The 17,361-nt window shown below is 61.9% G+C and carries 17 protein-coding genes; 10 read left to right on the top strand and 7 right to left on the bottom strand.

The window, feature by feature from the left end; all coding sequences use genetic code 11:
• Positions 1–83: 83 nt before the first annotated feature.
• Genes EDD52_RS05280 through EDD52_RS05270 form a run of 3 tightly spaced genes read left to right on the top strand, consistent with a single transcriptional unit; the run spans position 84 to position 4,636 of the window.
• Positions 84–2,951, top strand: a complete 2,868-nt coding sequence (locus EDD52_RS05280; protein ID WP_132242570.1) for a molybdopterin oxidoreductase family protein — start codon at positions 84–86, stop codon at positions 2,949–2,951.
• Positions 2,948–3,685, top strand: a complete 738-nt coding sequence (locus EDD52_RS05275) for a 4Fe-4S dicluster domain-containing protein (RefSeq protein ID WP_132242568.1) — start codon at positions 2,948–2,950, stop codon at positions 3,683–3,685. Before EDD52_RS05280 ends, EDD52_RS05275 begins: the two co-directional genes overlap by 4 nt.
• A gap of 12 nt (positions 3,686–3,697) precedes the next feature.
• Positions 3,698–4,636, top strand: a complete 939-nt coding sequence (locus tag EDD52_RS05270; RefSeq protein WP_132242566.1) for a dimethyl sulfoxide reductase anchor subunit family protein — start codon at positions 3,698–3,700, stop codon at positions 4,634–4,636.
• Positions 4,637–4,847: 211 nt separating this feature from the next.
• Here EDD52_RS05270 and EDD52_RS05265 read toward each other — a convergent pair whose 3' ends face one another.
• From EDD52_RS05265 to EDD52_RS05250, 3 genes are read right to left on the bottom strand one after another with little or no spacing between them, the layout of a single operon-like run.
• Positions 4,848–6,398, bottom strand: coding sequence for a heme biosynthesis protein HemY (locus EDD52_RS05265; RefSeq protein ID WP_132242564.1), 1,551 nt, complete (start codon positions 6,396–6,398; stop codon positions 4,848–4,850).
• 10 nt (positions 6,399–6,408) lie between these two features.
• Positions 6,409–7,932, bottom strand: coding sequence for a COG4223 family protein (locus EDD52_RS23595; RefSeq protein WP_165907461.1), 1,524 nt, complete (start codon positions 7,930–7,932; stop codon positions 6,409–6,411).
• 51 nt (positions 7,933–7,983) lie between these two features.
• On the bottom strand, positions 7,984–8,685 hold the full coding sequence (locus EDD52_RS05250) for a uroporphyrinogen-III synthase (protein ID WP_243651843.1): 702 nt from the start codon (positions 8,683–8,685) through the stop codon (positions 7,984–7,986).
• 99 nt (positions 8,686–8,784) lie between these two features.
• On the opposite strand from EDD52_RS05250, the gene tsaD reads away from it, so the two are divergent.
• From tsaD to EDD52_RS05225, 5 genes are all read left to right on the top strand, one after another.
• A complete protein-coding gene (gene tsaD, locus EDD52_RS05245; protein WP_132242558.1) occupies positions 8,785–9,882 on the top strand; it encodes a tRNA (adenosine(37)-N6)-threonylcarbamoyltransferase complex transferase subunit TsaD in 1,098 nt (365 codons plus the stop codon).
• Positions 9,879–10,835 (top strand): NAD(P)H-dependent glycerol-3-phosphate dehydrogenase, encoded by a 957-nt coding sequence (locus EDD52_RS05240; protein WP_132242556.1) that lies wholly within the window; start codon positions 9,879–9,881, stop codon positions 10,833–10,835. The genes tsaD and EDD52_RS05240 overlap by 4 nt, the downstream gene beginning before the upstream one ends.
• 2 nt (positions 10,836–10,837) lie before the next feature.
• Complete coding sequence (locus tag EDD52_RS05235; protein WP_132242554.1) at positions 10,838–11,110, top strand: YciI family protein; 273 nt, start codon at positions 10,838–10,840, stop codon at positions 11,108–11,110.
• A complete protein-coding gene (locus EDD52_RS05230) occupies positions 11,107–11,526 on the top strand; it encodes an EVE domain-containing protein (protein WP_132242552.1) in 420 nt (139 codons plus the stop codon). The genes EDD52_RS05235 and EDD52_RS05230 overlap by 4 nt, the downstream gene beginning before the upstream one ends.
• Positions 11,527–11,599: 73 nt before the next feature.
• A complete protein-coding gene (locus tag EDD52_RS05225; RefSeq protein WP_132242550.1) occupies positions 11,600–11,995 on the top strand; it encodes a DUF1761 domain-containing protein in 396 nt (131 codons plus the stop codon).
• A 321-nt stretch (positions 11,996–12,316) separates the two neighbouring features.
• Here the strand turns inward: EDD52_RS05225 and EDD52_RS05220 are convergent, their stop codons facing one another.
• From EDD52_RS05220 to ahcY, 3 genes are all read right to left on the bottom strand, one after another.
• Positions 12,317–12,658 (bottom strand): DUF2853 family protein, encoded by a 342-nt coding sequence (locus tag EDD52_RS05220; RefSeq protein ID WP_132242548.1) that lies wholly within the window; start codon positions 12,656–12,658, stop codon positions 12,317–12,319.
• Between the two features lie 138 nt (positions 12,659–12,796).
• Positions 12,797–13,774, bottom strand: coding sequence for a ketopantoate reductase family protein (locus EDD52_RS05215; RefSeq protein WP_132242547.1), 978 nt, complete (start codon positions 13,772–13,774; stop codon positions 12,797–12,799).
• A gap of 4 nt (positions 13,775–13,778) precedes the next feature.
• Positions 13,779–15,173 carry an adenosylhomocysteinase gene (ahcY, locus tag EDD52_RS05210; RefSeq protein ID WP_132242546.1) on the bottom strand — a complete coding sequence of 465 codons (1,395 nt, stop codon included), beginning with the start codon at positions 15,171–15,173 and terminating at the stop codon, positions 13,779–13,781.
• Positions 15,174–15,303: 130 nt separating this feature from the next.
• On the opposite strand from ahcY, the gene EDD52_RS05205 reads away from it, so the two are divergent.
• A complete protein-coding gene (locus tag EDD52_RS05205) occupies positions 15,304–16,011 on the top strand; it encodes an FkbM family methyltransferase (RefSeq protein WP_132242545.1) in 708 nt (235 codons plus the stop codon).
• Between the two features lie 111 nt (positions 16,012–16,122).
• Positions 16,123–16,719 (top strand): HD domain-containing protein, encoded by a 597-nt coding sequence (locus EDD52_RS05200; RefSeq protein WP_132242543.1) that lies wholly within the window; start codon positions 16,123–16,125, stop codon positions 16,717–16,719.
• 15 nt (positions 16,720–16,734) lie between these two features.
• Here the strand turns inward: EDD52_RS05200 and EDD52_RS05195 are convergent, their stop codons facing one another.
• Entirely contained in the window at positions 16,735–17,289 is a 555-nt protein-coding gene (locus EDD52_RS05195) for an ActR/PrrA/RegA family redox response regulator transcription factor (RefSeq protein ID WP_132242542.1), read from the bottom strand.
• Positions 17,290–17,361 lie beyond the last annotated feature (72 nt).

The raw sequence follows: 17,361 nt of genomic DNA, 5'->3' as shown, positions 1-17,361 counted from the left end.
AACCGTGTTTCGGATTTGCGACATTTTATGCGACCGTGCCTGCGAATCGAGCGGCCACCGCGCCGCGCCGCCAAAGGATGCCCATGACCAGAGAGCCTCAGATCCCGCTTTCCCAGCCTGTCGGCGACCGCGTTGAACAGACCACATGCTACATGTGCGCCTGTCGCTGCGGGATCAATGTGCATCTCAAGGACGGTCCCGACGGCACACCGCAGGTGCGCTATATCGAAGGGAACCGCGATCATCCGGTCAACAAGGGTGTGCTATGCGGCAAGGGCAGCGCGGGGATCATGCAACATTACTCGCCCGCCCGGCTGCGCGCCCCGATGAAACGGGTGGGGCCACGCGGGTCCGGCCAGTTCGAGGAAATCAGCTGGGAAGAGGCGCTCGACATCGCCACTGACTGGCTGGGCACGGTCCGCAAGACCGATCCCAAACGGCTGGCCTTTTTCACCGGGCGCGATCAAAGCCAATCGCTGACCGGCTTTTGGGCGATGCAATACGGCACGCCGAATTTTGCCGCGCATGGCGGGTTCTGCTCGGTCAACATGGCGGCGGGTGGTCTGTATACCTTTGGCGGCGCATTTTGGGAATTTGGCGATCCCGATTGGGATCTGACCAAATATTTCATGCTGTTTGGCGTGGCCGAAGATCATGCCAGCAATCCGATCAAGATCGGCATCGGCAAGCTGAAAGCACGCGGGGCCAAGGTTGTCTCGGTGAACCCGGTGCGCACCGGTTATAACGCCGTCGCGGATGAATGGATCGGTGTGCGCCCCGGCACGGACGGGCTGTTTGTTGGCGCGCTGATACACGAGCTCTTCCGTACCCAGCAGATCGATCTGGATTACCTCGTGCGTTATACCAACGCGCCCTGGCTGGTGATCGACGCCCCCGGCACGGATCAGGACGGGCTGTTTGCTCGTGACGCGGATGGCAACCCGTTGGTCTGGGACAAAGCTGTGGACGCGTTTGGCAACGGCAAGGCGGCAGACATCCAGCCCGCGCTGACCGGCACGCGCACCCTGCCCGATGGTCGCACGGCCCGTCCGGTTTTCGAACTGATGGCAGAGCGCTACCTGTCGGAGGACTACACCCCGGACGCCGTGGCAGAGCCGACCGGGCTGGACGCCGATGAAATCCGCCGGATCGCCGCCGAACTGGCGCATGTGGCCTTCAAGGAAGAAATCGTGCTCGACCAGCCCTGGACGGATTGGGCCGGGCGCAAACATGACAAGATGATCGGGCGGCCGATCTCGATGCATGCGATGCGCGGGATTTCTGCGCATTCCAACGGGTTCCAGACCTGCCGGATGATCCATATCCTGCAAATCCTGCTGGGTAGCATCGATTGCCCCGGCGGGTTCCGCTACAAACCGCCCTATCCCAAACAGACCCCGCCCAACCTGCTTCCTCATGGCGCGACGGGCGATATCAAGCCCGAAATGCCTCTGGGCGGGCCGCATCTTGGGTTTCCGCATGGGCCCGAACACCTGCTGCTGGACGGCGAAGGCAACCCCTCGCGGCTGGACAAGGGGTTCAGCTGGGACGCCCCCATGTCTGCGCATGGGTTGATGCATATGGTCATCAACAACGCGGCCAAGAAAGACCCCTACGGCATCGACGTGCTGTTCATGTATATGGCGAACATGGCGTGGAATTCGTCGATGAACGTGCCCGGCACGCTGGATGCACTGACGGCCAAGGATGACAATGGCGACTATGTGATCCCCAAGATCATCTATTCCGACGCCTATTATTCCGAAACCGTGCCCTTCGCTGATCTGATCCTGCCAGACACGACCTATCTGGAACGCTGGGACTGCATCAGCCTGCTGGACCGGCCCATTTCGGAACCAGAAATGGTGGCCGATGCGATCCGTCATCCCGTGGTCAAGCCCGACCGCGACGTGCGCGGCTTTCAGGAGGTTCTGATCGACCTCGCGCACCGGATGAAATTCCCGGCCTTCACCAACGAAGATGGCAGCCCGAAGTTTCCCGGCGGCTATCCCGATTACATCGTCAACCATCAGCGCAAGCCCGGCATCGGCCCGCTTGCAGGGTGGCGCGGCGAGGATGGGACAGAGTTCGGCACCGGCGCGCCCAACCCCGATCAACTGAAGAAATACGTCGAGAATGGGGCCTTCCACGCCCATCACCTTGCGCCAGAGCACGCGTATTTCAAACATGCCAATCGCGGCTATCTGGATTGGGGGATCACCAAGGGCATTCGCATGTCGGCAGAGCCCACGATATTCCAGCTCTACTCTGAACCGCTGCAAAAATTCCGCCTCGCCGCGATGGGCCATGGCGACCGCCAACCGCCAGAGCGGGCGCGCGAGCGCATCAACCGGTATTTTGATCCGCTGCCCTTCTGGTATGAACCGCTTGAAGGCACGATGGTCGATACGGGCGCCTATCCGCTGAATGCGATCACGCAGCGCCCGATGCATATGTACCATTCCTGGGGGTCGCAAAACGCGTGGCTGCGCCAGATCACGGCGGCGAACCGGCTGTATATCCACACCAGCGTCGGCGCTTCTATCGGCGCGAAGGATGACGATTGGGTCTGGCTGTCGTCGCATCTGGGCCGGGTGAAATGTCAGGTCCGGCTGATGGACGGCGTCAACCCACACACCGTCTGGACGTGGAACGCAATCGGCAAACGCAAAGGCGCGTGGGGGCTGGATGACGACGCGCCGGAAAGCACCGAAGGCTTCCTGCTCAATCACCTGATCTCCGAATTGCTACCCAAGGGCGGCGGCTACCGCTACTCGAACTCCGACCCCATTACTGGTCAGGCCGCATGGTTCGATCTGCGCGTCGCCATAGAGAGGGCCGAAAATACCGGAGAGACGGAACCGATGTTTGAACCTTTGGGCCACGACAGCCAGCCACCGTCGCCCGAAAAGCTCGCCTACGGTGTTCAATTCCGGAAGGAGACAACATGACCTGCTTGCCGGAAAAGACCGACAAAAAGCTCGGCCTCGTCATTGATCTGGATATCTGCGTGGGTTGCCAGGCCTGCGTGACCTCCTGCAAGGAGTGGAACACCGGTGGCTATTCCGCCCCGCTGTCGGATTTCGATCCCTACGGAGCAGAGCCGGATGGCGCGTGGCTGAACCGCGTCCACAGCTACGAGATCGACAATGATCACTGGAAAGGCACGGTGCATTTCCCACGCTCCTGCCTGCATTGCGAAGATGCCGCCTGCGTCACCGTCTGCCCCACGGGTGCCAGTTTCAAGCGTGCCGAAGATGGCATAGTTCTGGTCAACCCGGACACCTGCATCGGCTGCAAACTGTGTTCCTGGGCTTGCCCCTATGGTGCCCGCGAATACGATCAGGACGACGGGGTGATGAAGAAATGCACGCTCTGCGTTGACCGTATCTATAACGAGACGCTGCCCGAAGAAGACCGCCAGCCCGCCTGCGTCCGCGCCTGCCCGACCGGCGCGCGGGCCTTTGGCGATCTGGGCGATCCGGCCAGCGCCGTGTCGCAATCGGTGGAGGATCGCGGCGGGTTCAACCTGCTGGAAGAGTTCGGCTACAAGCCTGTGAACAAGTACCTGCCCCCGCGAAAAGGGTCGGACAAAGCGCCGGATTTGCCCACTGCGCCCGCCAAGACCACCGGCGCTCCTATCGAGAAACTCTTTGCCTGGGCCGACCGGGCGCTTAGCCGCTGAAGGAGACGCAAGATGCATCCAGCCTATTCCGTCATCCTCTTCACCACCTCCTCGGGCGCGGGCTATGGCCTTTTGTTCTGGCTGTCTCTCGCGCAGATCTTTGGCAGCACGTCACACACGCATTGGTCCTTTTTCTTCACGCTGGCGCTGGCCCTGGCCCTGATCACGCTGGGCCTGCTGGCTTCGACTTTTCACCTTGGCCATCCTGAACGCGCATGGCGGGCTTTGTCGCAGTGGCGGTCGTCGTGGCTGTCACGCGAAGGCGTCGCCGCAGTCGCCACCTATGTGCCCGCCGGGCTTCTGGCGCTGCTGTCCCTGTTCAAGCTCACAACGGGGCTGGAGCCTGTTCTGGCGCTTCTTTCTGCCGTGGGCGCGGTCGCGACCGTCTGGTGCACCGGGATGATCTACGCCTCGTTGCGCACCATCAGGGAATGGAATGTAGGGCTGGTGCCCCCGATCTATCTGGCACTCTCCGCAGCCTCCGGTGGCTTGCTCATGGGGCTTGCGACGTCCCTTGCGGGTCCGGGGCAGGTCTGGCTGAATGTGGTGATCGTTCTTGCGCTCGCCACGGCCCTGGCCCTGAAACTCGCCTATTATCGTCATATCGATAATGACGAGGGCAAGTACACCGCGGCGCAAGCCCTTGGCATGGGAACGCATGGCATCCGCCAGATCGATCCGCCGCATACGCGCCCGAACTACGTGATGCGCGAAATGGGCTATGATGTGGCGCGGCGCCATGCATTGCGGCTGCGTTGGCTGGCCTTGCTCTGCCTCTTTGCCGGACCACTGGCGCTGGTTTTGCTTGGGTTGGTCGTCGGCATACCGATGCCCCTGATCTACCTGCTCAGCTGTGTCTTGGCCGGTGTGGGTCTGGTTTTTGAACGTTGGTTGTTCTTCGCAGAAGCAACCCATGTGTCGATGCTCTATTACGGCGCAGCGCGGGCCTGAGACCAACCGGCTGCCGCGCCTCCGATCTACACAGAGCGGGTCTTGGCAAGGGGCGCTGCATTGCTCACGCGCAGCAGTGAAACGGGAGGCCGTTTTCGCGGGCGCAGCCCGGCACCCCTCGGACAAACCGCGACCCGATGCTCCCTTAGCATAATAAAACGCGCAGGCCGCTGAGACCTGCGCGCATTTGACTGTGACCGAAACCCGTAACCTAGCGCCGTTCCTCGGCCAGTGCCTCCGCCGGGGGGGCGCCGGTTTCAGGCCCGGGCTCTGCGCCAGAAGCTTCCGGCGGGATCACCTCTGCGTCTTCGGCAACAACCTCTGCTTCGGGGACATCGGCAGCCACTTCGGCATCGGGCATTTCAGGCTCGTCGCTCTTGTCCTCCAGCGCCCCCACGATCAAGGGCAACATGCCAACGCCGGTGGGCGCCGCCATGTGGGATTCCGGCGGGATTTTCCACGACAGCGTATCGAAGCTGTTGCAATTCTCGCAAACCGGCGCCCAGCCCGTATGGATGGAATTACAGTTGTCGCAGACCCATTGCGGGCCACGCGGGGCTGTCACGGCCTTGGCGAGCCATCCCTTGACGACGGTGTCGCTGGCGCCCTCGCCGCGTTCGATCGCAGCCATGATCGTCAGCACGCGCGCATCGGGATCCGTTTCGTGCAGATTGCCCAAGGCCCGGCGGGCCGCTGGAAAATCCTCGGCCGCGATGTTGAGCTCTGCCAGAAGCAGCTTGGTCTCGCGGTGGTCCGGCTGAAGTTTGACCAGCTGCTGAAACCGTTTGAGCCGTTCCTGCGGCGTCTCGTCCGGCGCGATGGCCGCGAAGGCCCCCGCCAGTTCGGGATGGGGGCGCATCTCCCACGCTTTTTTCAGCACGCGCACAGCATAGCGGGGCTTGCCTTGTTCAATATAGCCTTGCGCGGCCAGCACCGCTGCCGGGATCAGGTCGGGCGACAGGCGGTTGGCCTCGATCGCAGCTTCGCGGGCCTCGATCGTATTGCCGTCTTCCAGCACGCCTTTTGCTTCGGACAGCGCCAGGACGGCATCGCGCCGTTTATGCACATCGCGTGGCAGGCTGCCGGACTTGAGCTTGGCATTCAGCGTCTTGCGGGCACCGGCCCAGTCCTGTTTCTGCGCCTGAAGCTGCAACAGAACGTCCTGGGTTTCCTCGTGCTTGGGCTTGATGGCAAAGGCACGCTCTGCCAGCTTCAGCGCGACATCCGTCTCGCCCGCGGCCAGCTTCTGCTTCATGATACCGCGCACGCCGATGAACCGCGTGGTGTCGTTCTGGATCAGCTTCTTGTAGACCTGCTCCGCCTTGGCCTTGTCCCCGGACATCTCGGCCGCCTGCGCGGTGATGAGGTCGGTCAGTTCCGGCTTTTGCAAATACCGCTCTGCCTTGGACGCCTTGGCCATCGCCAACCGTCCTTCGCCCGAGGCCAAGGCCATCATCCCTTCGCTAAGCGCCTGAAATCCCTTGCGTTCGCGGTTGCGGTCGAAATACCGCGAAATCGCGGTTTCATCGCCGTTAAGGAACCGCAAGGTCGCGATCAGCAGCGAAAACAGCTTGAGAAACACCCAGACCACAAGGATCAGCAGCAGCGCGCCGATCACGGATTGCAGGGGGCCGAGCGTATATTCCTCGCCCCCGGCGGTGATCTGGATACCGCCGTCGGTTTCCAGAAGGTAACCCGCTCCCAGTGTCAGAGCCGCCACAATGGCGACGAAGATCAGTATCTTGATTAACGACCAAAGCATTACGGGTTCCTTACTGGGTGTTCAGTTCCTGCGAAGCCGCCGAAAGGGCGGCCAGGGCATCACGACGCGCCTGCGCCTGGGCAGTCCAGACGGACAATGCCTCCTGCGCGGGCTCTGGCAGGGCTTCGATTTCGGCCAGTGCCGTATCAAGGTCGCCCGCACGCTGCGCGGCATCTACCCGCGACAGGACGGCATCAACATCGTCGCCTTCCCTTGGCACGACAGACCGGGCACCCAGTTGTTCGCGCAGGAAGCTGGTCAGCTTGCCGCCACCTTCCTCAGAGGCACCCGCGTCACGGGCTGCGGAAAGCGCCGCGCGCGATGCGCCGGGGAATGCGTCCGAAAGGTCCGATTGCGTGGCGACCCCTTCATTGGCAACATTTGCGAGCGCCTGCGGGACGCTTCCGGTTGCCTGTTGCAGCTGTGCGGCTGCATCGGCAAAGGGCTTGCCCTCCGTCAGCGCGCTGGAGATTTGGGCGAGCGCCGCGCGGGCCTGGCTTAGCTGCGCGGTTTCTTTCGCCGTGTCTTCCTTTGCGGTCGCCTCGGCGACCATGGCTTCGATCTCTGCGCGCTGCTCCTGCATCGCGGCACCCATCGCTTCCAGCTCGCGCTCATAGGCCTGGATCGCTTCGGGCGACACGCTTTCCTCGACGGGCCGCTTTTCCAGAGCCGTCAGGCGCTCGTCAAGCGCGTCGAGATTGGCAGACAGCCCCTCAAGACGTTCGCCCGCATCCTTTGCGGCCGCAGCCGCTTCGCCGGATTGGGCCATAAGCGCTTCGGCATCTATCCCGCTGACGCTTTGTTCAACCGCGGTCGTCCGGGCGTCGAGCTCGGCAAGCGCCGCACCGTGAGTTTCCAACGTGGCCAGCGTGTCGACGACAAACGGGTCTTCTTCGGTCTGCACACCGGGGAACGGCCAGCCTTCGGGTACGACGTAGCGCGCGGCGGCAAACCCAATGATTGCAGCAGCCGCACCACCAAGAACCAATGGCACAAACCCGGCTTTCTTGACGATGGTCTGCGTAACCTGCGGCGCGGCGCCTGCCATCGCGGCCGCAGCCCCACCTGCCGCAGGGCCAGGCCCGACCGCGGCGGCGGCAAAACCGCCATCCCGTGGCGGCGCCGGATCTTCGAACGGCGTCGGATCGTAGGTGACTTCTTCTTCGTCGAGCGCCTCCTCATCCTCGACGAGTTCATCGTCGTTCAGGTACTCTACGTCTTCAATCGCCTCGCCGTCCGGGTCGTCCTCAAGGTCGTCTTCTTCAATCAGCTCCTCGTCGGCTTCGGGGACGGCCTCGACAACGGCAGCCCCGTCATCGTCGTCTGTCACCTCACCATCAGGGAGTTCGACCGCATCCTCGGCGTCGTCACCTGGCACGGCCTCTACGACGGAATTGCCTTCGTCGGGGATGTCCTGAGGATCGGTTTCAACATCAGCAGAGCTGTCTTCGCCGCTTGCGGCGTCCTCTAGCTCGTCGAGCTCCGGAGATTTCTTGACCTTGTCCGCCTCGACCGAGTTGTCATCGTCTGCCACGTGAAACCACCTTTTCGATTCTCGTTTCCCACTAGGGATTTGCAAGTCAGCTTACTGTGCGTCCCCGCACCTCTCAACCCACCTGTCTGCGTCCAACAGTCTCTCCACCGCGCTGCGCATAGATTCTGCGCAAGGATGATTCGCGATTACGACATGTCGTGGCGCAATTGGGCCAATCTGCCCCGCGACAGCCTCGCTCATTGCCACCACGGCCAAGGGCGCATGCACCTTGCCCTGCTTGCTGAAAAGAGCGGCAGATCGTGGCGAGAACAGGGGGGCGATGACCGGCTGGTCGCTGTTCAGCACCTTTTGGGCCTCACCAGACATCGGCAGCGCGTGCTGGTCATATATTTCCGCCTCATGCGTCTCTATTCCAGCCGAAGACAGCCGTTCGGCAACCCGGCCGCGGGCATGATGACCCCGCGCATGAACAAGCGGAATGCCGGGACGCGTCCGCGCGATCCTGGCGACAAGGTCATCGGCGTTTCCCTTCGCAATTTCTGGTGTGAACCCGGCGGCGCGCGCCTCCCGCCCTGTTGCCTCACCTACCGCGAAACACGGAGCAGAAACCGGCCCGCCAAGCGACATCCACGCCCGAACACCATTTGCCGAGGTGAAAATGACGCCAAATTTCCCCGGCAGCTGTGGCAAGGATGCGGCGGTTTCGACCCGAAACAGTGGCGAAATCACCAGTTCGAAGTCACCGCGCACGCTCTTGGCAAAGGCACGCGATTCCGGCGCGGGCCTTGTCATCAAGAGCACTGGCAAATGCCGGGACATGCAAACACCGGGATTGTGAGAAACAGCCCAGAGTGTTACCTGCCAAACAGCATACAGGCAACGGCTAGGCTCATGACGGACCGTCTGACAATTCTCGGGATTGAAAGCAGCTGCGACGATACCGCCGCGGCCGTGCTGCGGCGCGAGCCTGACGGCGACACCCAAATCCTGTCCTCTGTTGTGGTCGGGCAAGAAGCCCTGCACCGCGATTTCGGCGGCGTGGTGCCAGAGATTGCCGCCCGCGCCCATGCGGTGAAACTGGATGGTTGCGTGGTGGACGCGCTAAGCGAGGCTGGCGTGTCGCTGAGCGATATAGACGCCATCGCCGTAACTGCCGGCCCCGGCCTGATTGGCGGCGTGCTGTCCGGCGTCATGCTGGCCAAGGGGTTGTCGGCCGGTCTGGGCAGGCCCCTGATTGGCGTGAACCACTTGGCCGGGCACGCGCTGACGCCACGGCTGACCGACGGGTTGCCTTACCCCTATCTCATGCTGCTTGCCTCTGGCGGGCATTGCCAGTTCCTGATCGTGCGCGGCCCGGACAGCTTTTCCCGGCTGGGCGGCACGATTGACGACGCCCCCGGCGAGGCGTTCGACAAGACCGCCCGCCTGCTGGCCCTGCCCCAGCCCGGAGGCCCCGCCGTGGAAGAGGCCGCGCTGTCGGGAAATCCCGAACGGTTCGCCCTGCCGCGCCCGCTCTTGGACCGCCCCGGTTGCGACATGTCCTTTTCAGGGCTGAAGACCGCGCTGTTGCGGCAACGTGATCAGCTTGTCGAGGCAGAGGGCGGGCTTCGGCAATCCGACCGCGCCGATATTTGCGCGAGCTTTCAGGCCGCAGTGTGCGATGTTCTGACCGTGAAGGCCCGCCGCGCGCTAAAGACCTACCTGAACGAGTCCCCGGCCGAACCGGCCTTTGCCATCGCGGGCGGCGTGTCGGCAAACCAGACAATTCGCGCCAGCCTGAAGGCGCTGTGCGCAGAGCATGACGTCCGTTTCACAGCGCCCCCCTTGCGGCTGTGTACCGACAATGCAGCGATGATCGCCTATGCCGGGATGGAGCAATTCATTGCGGGGCATCGGGACGACATGACACTGACCGCCCGGCCCCGCTGGCCCTTGGACCGCAGCGTGGCACCGCTGATTGGCAGCGGCAAGAAGGGGGCAAAAGCATGAGTGTGGGTGTTCTGGGCGCAGGCGCCTTCGGGACCGCTCTGGCGATCTCCATAGCGTCGGGCGGAACTCAGGTGCATCTTTGGGGACGTTCAGGCGAAGAAATGCAGGAACAGACACTGTTGCGGCGGAACATGCGATATCTGCCGGACGTCACCTACCCCACCAACTTGCATCCAACACCCGATCTGGCCCGCGCCCTGACCTGTGACGTGCTGCTGCTGGCCGTCCCGATGCAACAGTTGCGGGCGCTTCTGGGCACACTGGATCTGCCGCCCGAACTGCCCCTCGTTGCCTGCTGCAAGGGCATCGAACTGTCCTCCGGGCTGGGCCCTGTGCAGCTGATCCGTGCGCAGAAACCCAACCCCGTCGCCATTCTGACGGGCCCCAGTTTTGCCCATGACATCGCCAATGGGCTGCCCACCGCCCTGACGCTTGCCTGCGACGATCCGGCCGCGGGCACGGCGCTGCAACACAGGCTGTCGACGCAGAATATCAGGCTCTATTACACCTCGGATACGCTGGGGGCAGAGCTTGGCGGGGCCCTCAAGAACGTCATGGCCATCGCCTGCGGTGCCGCCATTGGCGCAGGCTTGGGCGACAGCGCACGCGCCGCCCTGCTGACCCGTGGCTTCGCCGAGATGCAACGCATGGCGCTTCGGCTGGGCGCGCGGCCAGAAACCCTTGCAGGACTGTCCGGTCTGGGCGATCTTGCGCTGACCTGCACGTCAGAGCTTTCGAGGAATTTCAGGCTGGGCCTGACGCTCGGGCGCGGTGAAGCCTTTGACGCCACCATCACCGTCGAAGGTGCGGCCACCGCCCGCGCAACGCTTGAACAGGCAAGGGCGCGCGACATTGACATGCCGATCACTGAAACCGTGGTCCGGCTTCTGGATGGTACGAATTTACACGAGGCTATGGACGCCCTTTTGTCCCGGCCCCTGAAAGAGGAATAGACATGCTCGTTGCCCTGATCGCCCGCGACAAACCCGGCGCCCTGCCCACCCGCAAGGAAAACCGGCAGAAACATCTCGACTACATCGATGCGACCGGCATCGTCGAACAGGCCGGAGCATTGCTGAACGACGCGGGTGAGATGATGGGCTCTCTCATCATCCTCGAAGTGCCCGACATGGCGACGGCAAAATCCTGGGCGGCAGGCGATCCCTACGCGGCAGCGGGCCTGTTTGAATCCGTAGAGCTGATACAGTGGAACCGGGTGATCGAGTGAATTACTGGCTGTTCAAATCCGAACCTTCGACCTGGGGCTGGGACGACCAGTTGGCGAAGGGCGACGAAGGCGAGGAATGGGACGGGGTGCGCAACTATCAGGCGCGCAACTTCATGCGCCAGATGGAAATTGGCGACCGCGGTTTCTTCTACCACAGTCAGAAGGAACGCGCGCTTGTCGGGATCGTCGAGGTGATGGCCGAGGCCCATCCCGACAGCACAACTGATGATCCGCGCTGGGACTGCGTGGACGTCAAGGCGGTGAAGTCGCTCCCTCGGCCGGTGACACTTGACGAGATCAAGGCCGATGCGCGGCTGGCAGAGATGATACTGGTGAAAAATTCGCGCCTGTCCGTACAGCCCGTTACAGAAGAGGAATGGCGCATCCTGTGCGAGCTTGCAGGCACCGATCCTTAGACCCAACCGGTTTTTCTGGTCAGCGCGCGGGCACAGACGCCATAATCGTGGCGAATCGACCAGGAGGAAACAGATGGGCATTCTCAGCGTAATCGTTGCCGCGGTCGCGGCATTCATGTTCGGCGCGATCTGGTATGGCATATGGGCAAAGCCGTGGATGCAGGATACCGGCATCGCGGTCGATGCCGATGGCAAACCTGCCAACCGGTCCGATCCCAAACCCTATATCATCAGCTTCGTGTCCGTGGTGATCGTCGCCGGTATGATGCGCCACACCTTTGCGCTTAGCGGCATCGACAGTTTCGGCGGAGGCGTGGTTGCGGGGTTTGGCATCGGCGCGTTTCTGGCAACACCCTGGATCGCCACGAATTACGGATTCACCGGCAAACCGATGCGCCTGACGCTGATCGATGGCGGGTATGCAACATTCGGATGCTTGATAATCGGTGCTGTCCTGACGTTGTTTTAACCCCCACCCGATGTTTTAACCCTCGCCCGATGCCCCGGGCTTTAGGCATGCTCTCTTGCCGAATGTCCGGGTGCCGAAATCGACGCCCGGTCACAGGTTGAAAATAAAACGGAGGGTTCTGGACTCATAGCCAGAACCCTCCGCCACCCCACGTGCTCCCTACGCACCACACGTGAACTGAATTAGGTTCCGGCCATACTGGCCAGACAAGACGAAATTACCCCATCCGGGCGGACGGGGCAAACATTCTAAGCTTAAAATTTATCTTGTTTTCAATCCATTGCAGGTGGGGGCGCCAAGGAACGCCCCCGACAGCAAGGATCAGCCGTAGACGGATTCCTTGCGGAAATGCTTGGTCAGCATGTAGTAGATCACGGCGCGATACTTGTTACGCTCGGAACGGCCATAGGTTTCGATCACAGACTGGATCGCATCGTCCAGTTCGGCGCTATCGGCAAGGCCAAGCTTCTTGATCAAAAAGTTCTGCTTCACGGTTTCCAACTCGTCCGGCTGGCTTCCCGCAACCGTGGAGGCATCGGCATTGTAAATCGCCGGTCCACAGCCGATCGTCACCTTGCGCAGCAGATCCATGTCGGGATCCATGCCGCACTTGGACTTCAGATCCTCGGCATATTTTTCGATAAGTTCGTCGCGTCGTCCCATTATATTCTCCCAAATGTCAGGTCTTGTGCCTGGCTTCACTTGTCCCACGTCCAGCACGTCGACAGGTTAGCGGGAATTGTACACAAGACAATGGAAAAGGCGGTCCGGAATTCCCCGCCGGGCGGAGGCTCCGCAACGTCAACTTGCCGGGGTGATCTCTGCCATCAGATCCGCCAGCGTGGTCTGACCGGGTTTCGCAGCTTCGCGCACCAATCGCGTGGCGACGCGCAGCATCGCAGCGTTCACCGGCGTCGGCACCCCGTGCAGCCGGCCAAGCAGGACGATCTCGCCATTTAGATACTCGGTCTCCAGCGAGGCGGCCCCGCGCAGCAAGCTTTGCGCAGTCGATCCCCCAGCGCGCGGGACGCCGTCTACATCCTTGATCTGCATAAATTTCTTGCGCCGGGGATCATCCTTCCCGACATCGGACCAAGCGATGCCTGCGGCGTCGAGCACGGCCTCCCCCTCGGCCCGCAAAAGCGCGGGAAGCTCCCCCTGACCGACACCGGAACCAAGAGCCGCCTGCGTGATGTTCCCAAGGTTCATCAGAAGCTTTCCGTATTTGGAGGCCATCACATCCTCCTGCACGAAGACCGCAATATTCGCGGCCTCCATCGCTTTTGCCAGCGTCTCGTCCGCGGCGTTATGGCTGCGCGGAAACTGGCCGATGTCCAGCATGCCGTAGCGCGGCGAGCTGTGCGATACGACCTCTCCGGGTTTCAGGAACGTGCCGGGCAACATTACCGTGGCACCATGCACATTCGGGAAGCGGCGCAGCGCAAAGCGTTCGTTCGTCACGCCGTTCTGCAAACAGAAGATGTGCTGGTTCTCGACGCCGGCAGCGCGAAGCTGTTCCAGCGCGCCCAGCGTGTCCTGAGACTTCATGCAAAGAAGGATCAGATCGTCTTCGCGCCAGTCAATCTCTGAAGGTGCGCCGACACAGGCAAAATGCGCCGTCGTGTCCGTGTCGGGCGACAGAAGCCGCAGCCCCCCGTCGCGGATCGCCTGCAACTGGGCGCCGCGGGCGATGCCCGCGACGTCGCTTCCGCTGGTCGAAAGCGCGGCAGCCACCACGCCCCCGATCGCCCCGACTCCGTATACGACGACGCGGGCCACCAGATCAGTACCGGTAATGCTCGGGCTTGAACGGACCTTCCGGTTTCACACCGATATAGTCGGCCTGCTCGGCATCCAGTTGCGTCAGCTTCACGCCGATGCGTTCAAGATGCAGCCGCGCGACCATCTCGTCGAGATGCTTGGGCAGAACGTAGACCTCGTTCTTGTAATTGTCGCCCTTGGTCCACAGCTCCATCTGCGCCAACACCTGGTTGGTGAAGCTTGCCGACATCACGAAAGACGGGTGGCCCGTTGCGTTGCCCAGGTTCAGCAAACGGCCTTCGGACAGCAGGATGATGCGGTTGCCCGAAGGCATCTCGATCATGTCGACCTGATCCTTGATATTGGTCCATTTGTGGTTCTTCAGGTTCGCGATCTGGATCTCGTTGTCGAAGTGACCGATGTTGCCCACGATGGCCATGTCGCGCATTTCGCGCATATGCTCGATCCGGATCACGTCCTTGTTGCCCGTGGTCGTGATGAAGATGTCGGCATTGGCGACCTCATCCTCCAGCAAGACAACCTCGAACCCGTCCATAGCGGCCTGAAGCGCGCAGATCGGATCGACCTCTGTCACCTTCACGCGGGCGCCTGCGCCACGCAGCGACGCCGCAGACCCTTTGCCCACGTCACCATAACCGCAGACAACGGCAACCTTGCCCGCCATCATCGTGTCCGTGGCGCGGCGGATGCCGTCGACCAGAGATTCCTTGCAGCCGTATTTGTTGTCGAATTTCGACTTGGTGACACTGTCGTTCACGTTGATCGCCGGGAAGGGCAGATGGCCCTTTTCCATCATCTTGTACAGACGGTGCACACCGGTGGTGGTTTCTTCGGACACGCCCTTGATCATATGGCGCTGCTTTACGAACCAGCCGGGGCTTTCCTTCATCCGCTTGCGGATCTGGGCGAACAGGGCCACTTCTTCTTCGGATGTCGGGGTGGCGATCAGGTCTTCCTCGCCTTCCTCAACCCGGGCCCCGATCAGGATGTAGAGCGTGGCATCGCCACCGTCATCCAGGATCATGTTGGCGCCGCCTTCTTCGAACATGAAGATACGGTCGGCGTAGTCCCAGTATTCCTCCAGCGTTTCGCCCTTGATCGCGAAAACCGGCGTCCCACCTGCGGCAATCGCTGCTGCGGCGTGGTCTTGCGTGGAGAAGATGTTGCACGACGCCCAGCGGACATCAGCGCCAAGCTCCACGAGCGTCTCGATCAGGACGGCAGTCTGGATGGTCATGTGCAGGCTGCCCGCGATGCGCGCACCCTTCAGCGGCTTGGATTCGCCGTATTGCTTGCGCAGGGCCATAAGCCCCGGCATCTCGGTTTCTGCGATGTTCAGCTCTTTGCGCCCATATTCGGCGAGAGAGATGTCTTTGACGATATAGTCGGTGGCCATGCCAGTTCTCCGGAAATTCCTGATAGGTTTGCCATGCCCGTACCATCCCTTGATTTCCCAAGCAACGTAGATCAAGGTTTGCGCCGTCAGGGCCGGGGTGATGCGGCCGGTTCAGGGCGGGTATTGAGTAATGGCAACTGCAAAGGCTTCGGCCCCGGGCAAGGACGTGCCCGAAAACGAATACGGAAGATATTGCGTACCCGAGGGGCTGGAGCGGCGACCGGCCTCGCGCGCCGTTTTGGCAGGCAAGGTGTACGAGCCTGACACGATCCGCTTCATGCGCAAACACGCGGGCGATGGTGACATCATCCACGCGGGCGCTTTTTTCGGCGACTTCATACCCGCGCTTTCCACGGCGCTTGCGCCGGACTCGCGGCTTTGGGCATTCGAACCCAACCCCGGCAACCATGCCGCTGCCAGCCAGACCGTAGCGCTGAATGACCTGTCAAACGTCACTTTGACCAATGCCGCCCTGTCGAACCGCGACGGCGAGGTGCTGTTCCAGACACGCGATGAAGAGGGGCGCTCGCTTGGCGGGCTCAGCAAATTCGTGACCGAGGATGGCCCGGGGGTGGAGCCGGTCAAGGCGGTGATGCTCGACTATACCGTCCCGCTGGATCGCAAACTGTCGATCTTGCAGCTTGATGTCGAAGGCCATGAAAAGCAGGCCCTCAAGGGCGCGTGGCACCTGATCCACCGCTGGCAGCCAATACTGATCCTGGAATATCTTGGGCAGGCGCAATGGATCAGCCGCACTTTCCGGGGGCTGAACTATTCCAAGATCGGCAAACTGCATGGAAATTTCGTCTATGCCACAAGGCCGATAACGCTGGACTGAGCGCGCGGCGCGCACTTCCGGGCATCTGTGCGTCCCATCCGGCTCTGCCGGGATTTACACCGGAATCCGGACGGCTTAGGCAGTGCCCATTGCAAAGCACAGGAAGGCGAGATGCCAAAACAACCACGCGCATGGCAACGGATGCTGTCGGGGCGCAGGCTCGACCTGCTGGATCCGACTCCAGTTGATATAGAGATCGAGGACATCGCGCATGGCCTCGCCTTTGTCGCCCGGTGGAATGGTCAGACGCGCGGCGAACACGCCTTCTCCGTCGCCGAGCATTCGCTTCTGGTTGAGACGCTATTCACCCGCATCTGTCCCGAAGCGCCGGTCAAATGGCAACTTGCGGCGCTTCTGCACGACGCGCCCGAATATGTGATCGGCGACATGATCTCTCCGGTGAAGGCCGCTGTGGGGCCGGGCTATGGCGCGCTGGATGAACGGCTGACCGCTGCAATCCACCTTCGCTTCGGTCTGCCCGCGACCATTCCGGTAAAGATCAAACGGCAGATCAAGAAGGCCGACAAGATCAGCGCCTGGATGGAGGCTGTCCAGATTGCGGGCTTCTCGAAAAGCGAGGCGGACCGCCTTTTTGGCGCACCCGATCCGGCGATAACACGAGAGCTGACAATTCGGTTGCGTCCGCCGTCAGAAACGCGCGCCGAATTCACCCGCAGGCACACCGTCCTTCTGGCCGCGATGACCTGAAGGTACAGCGTTCTGTCAGCGCGGAGACCGCTTTGCCAGAATTCGCTGCAATGTCCGCCGGTGCATGTTCAGCCGACGCGCGGTTTCCGATACATTCCGGTCACAAAGCTCGTAGACGCGCTGAATATGTTCCCAACGCACCCGGTCGGCGCTCATCGGGTTTTCCGGCGGCGGCGGCATGTCGTCGCCCGTGGCCAGAAGCGCATTGGTAATGTCCGTCGCATCCGCAGGTTTTGACAGGTAATCCGTCGCCCCGATCTTTACAGCGGCAACTGCCGTGGCAATTGCGCCATAGCCCGTCAGCACGACGATGCGGCAGTCGGGGCGTTTCTCACGCAGGACTTCGACCACGTCCAGGCCGTTTCCGTCCTCCAGCCGCAGGTCGCAGACGGCATAAGCGGGCGGACGGGCGGTGGCGATTGCTTTGCCAGCCGCGACAGAGCCTGCGATCTCGACCTCGAAGCCGCGCTTTTCCATCGCCTTGGCCAGTCGTCTGAGAAAAGCCTCGTCATCATCCAGAAGCAGGAGGCTCTTGTCGTCTCCCAGTTCCTGTAGCTTCGTTTCTGCCACTCGACTTTCCTCCGGGCTTGTATGCCGTTGTATATATATACCTATCCTGCGGGCAAGGAGTGGTCAAACCAT

This window comes from Primorskyibacter sedentarius (genome assembly GCF_004342065.1).
GTDB classification, from domain to species: Bacteria; Pseudomonadota; Alphaproteobacteria; order Rhodobacterales; family Rhodobacteraceae; genus Primorskyibacter; species Primorskyibacter sedentarius.
This window is presented reverse-complemented; position numbering and strand designations above follow the sequence as displayed.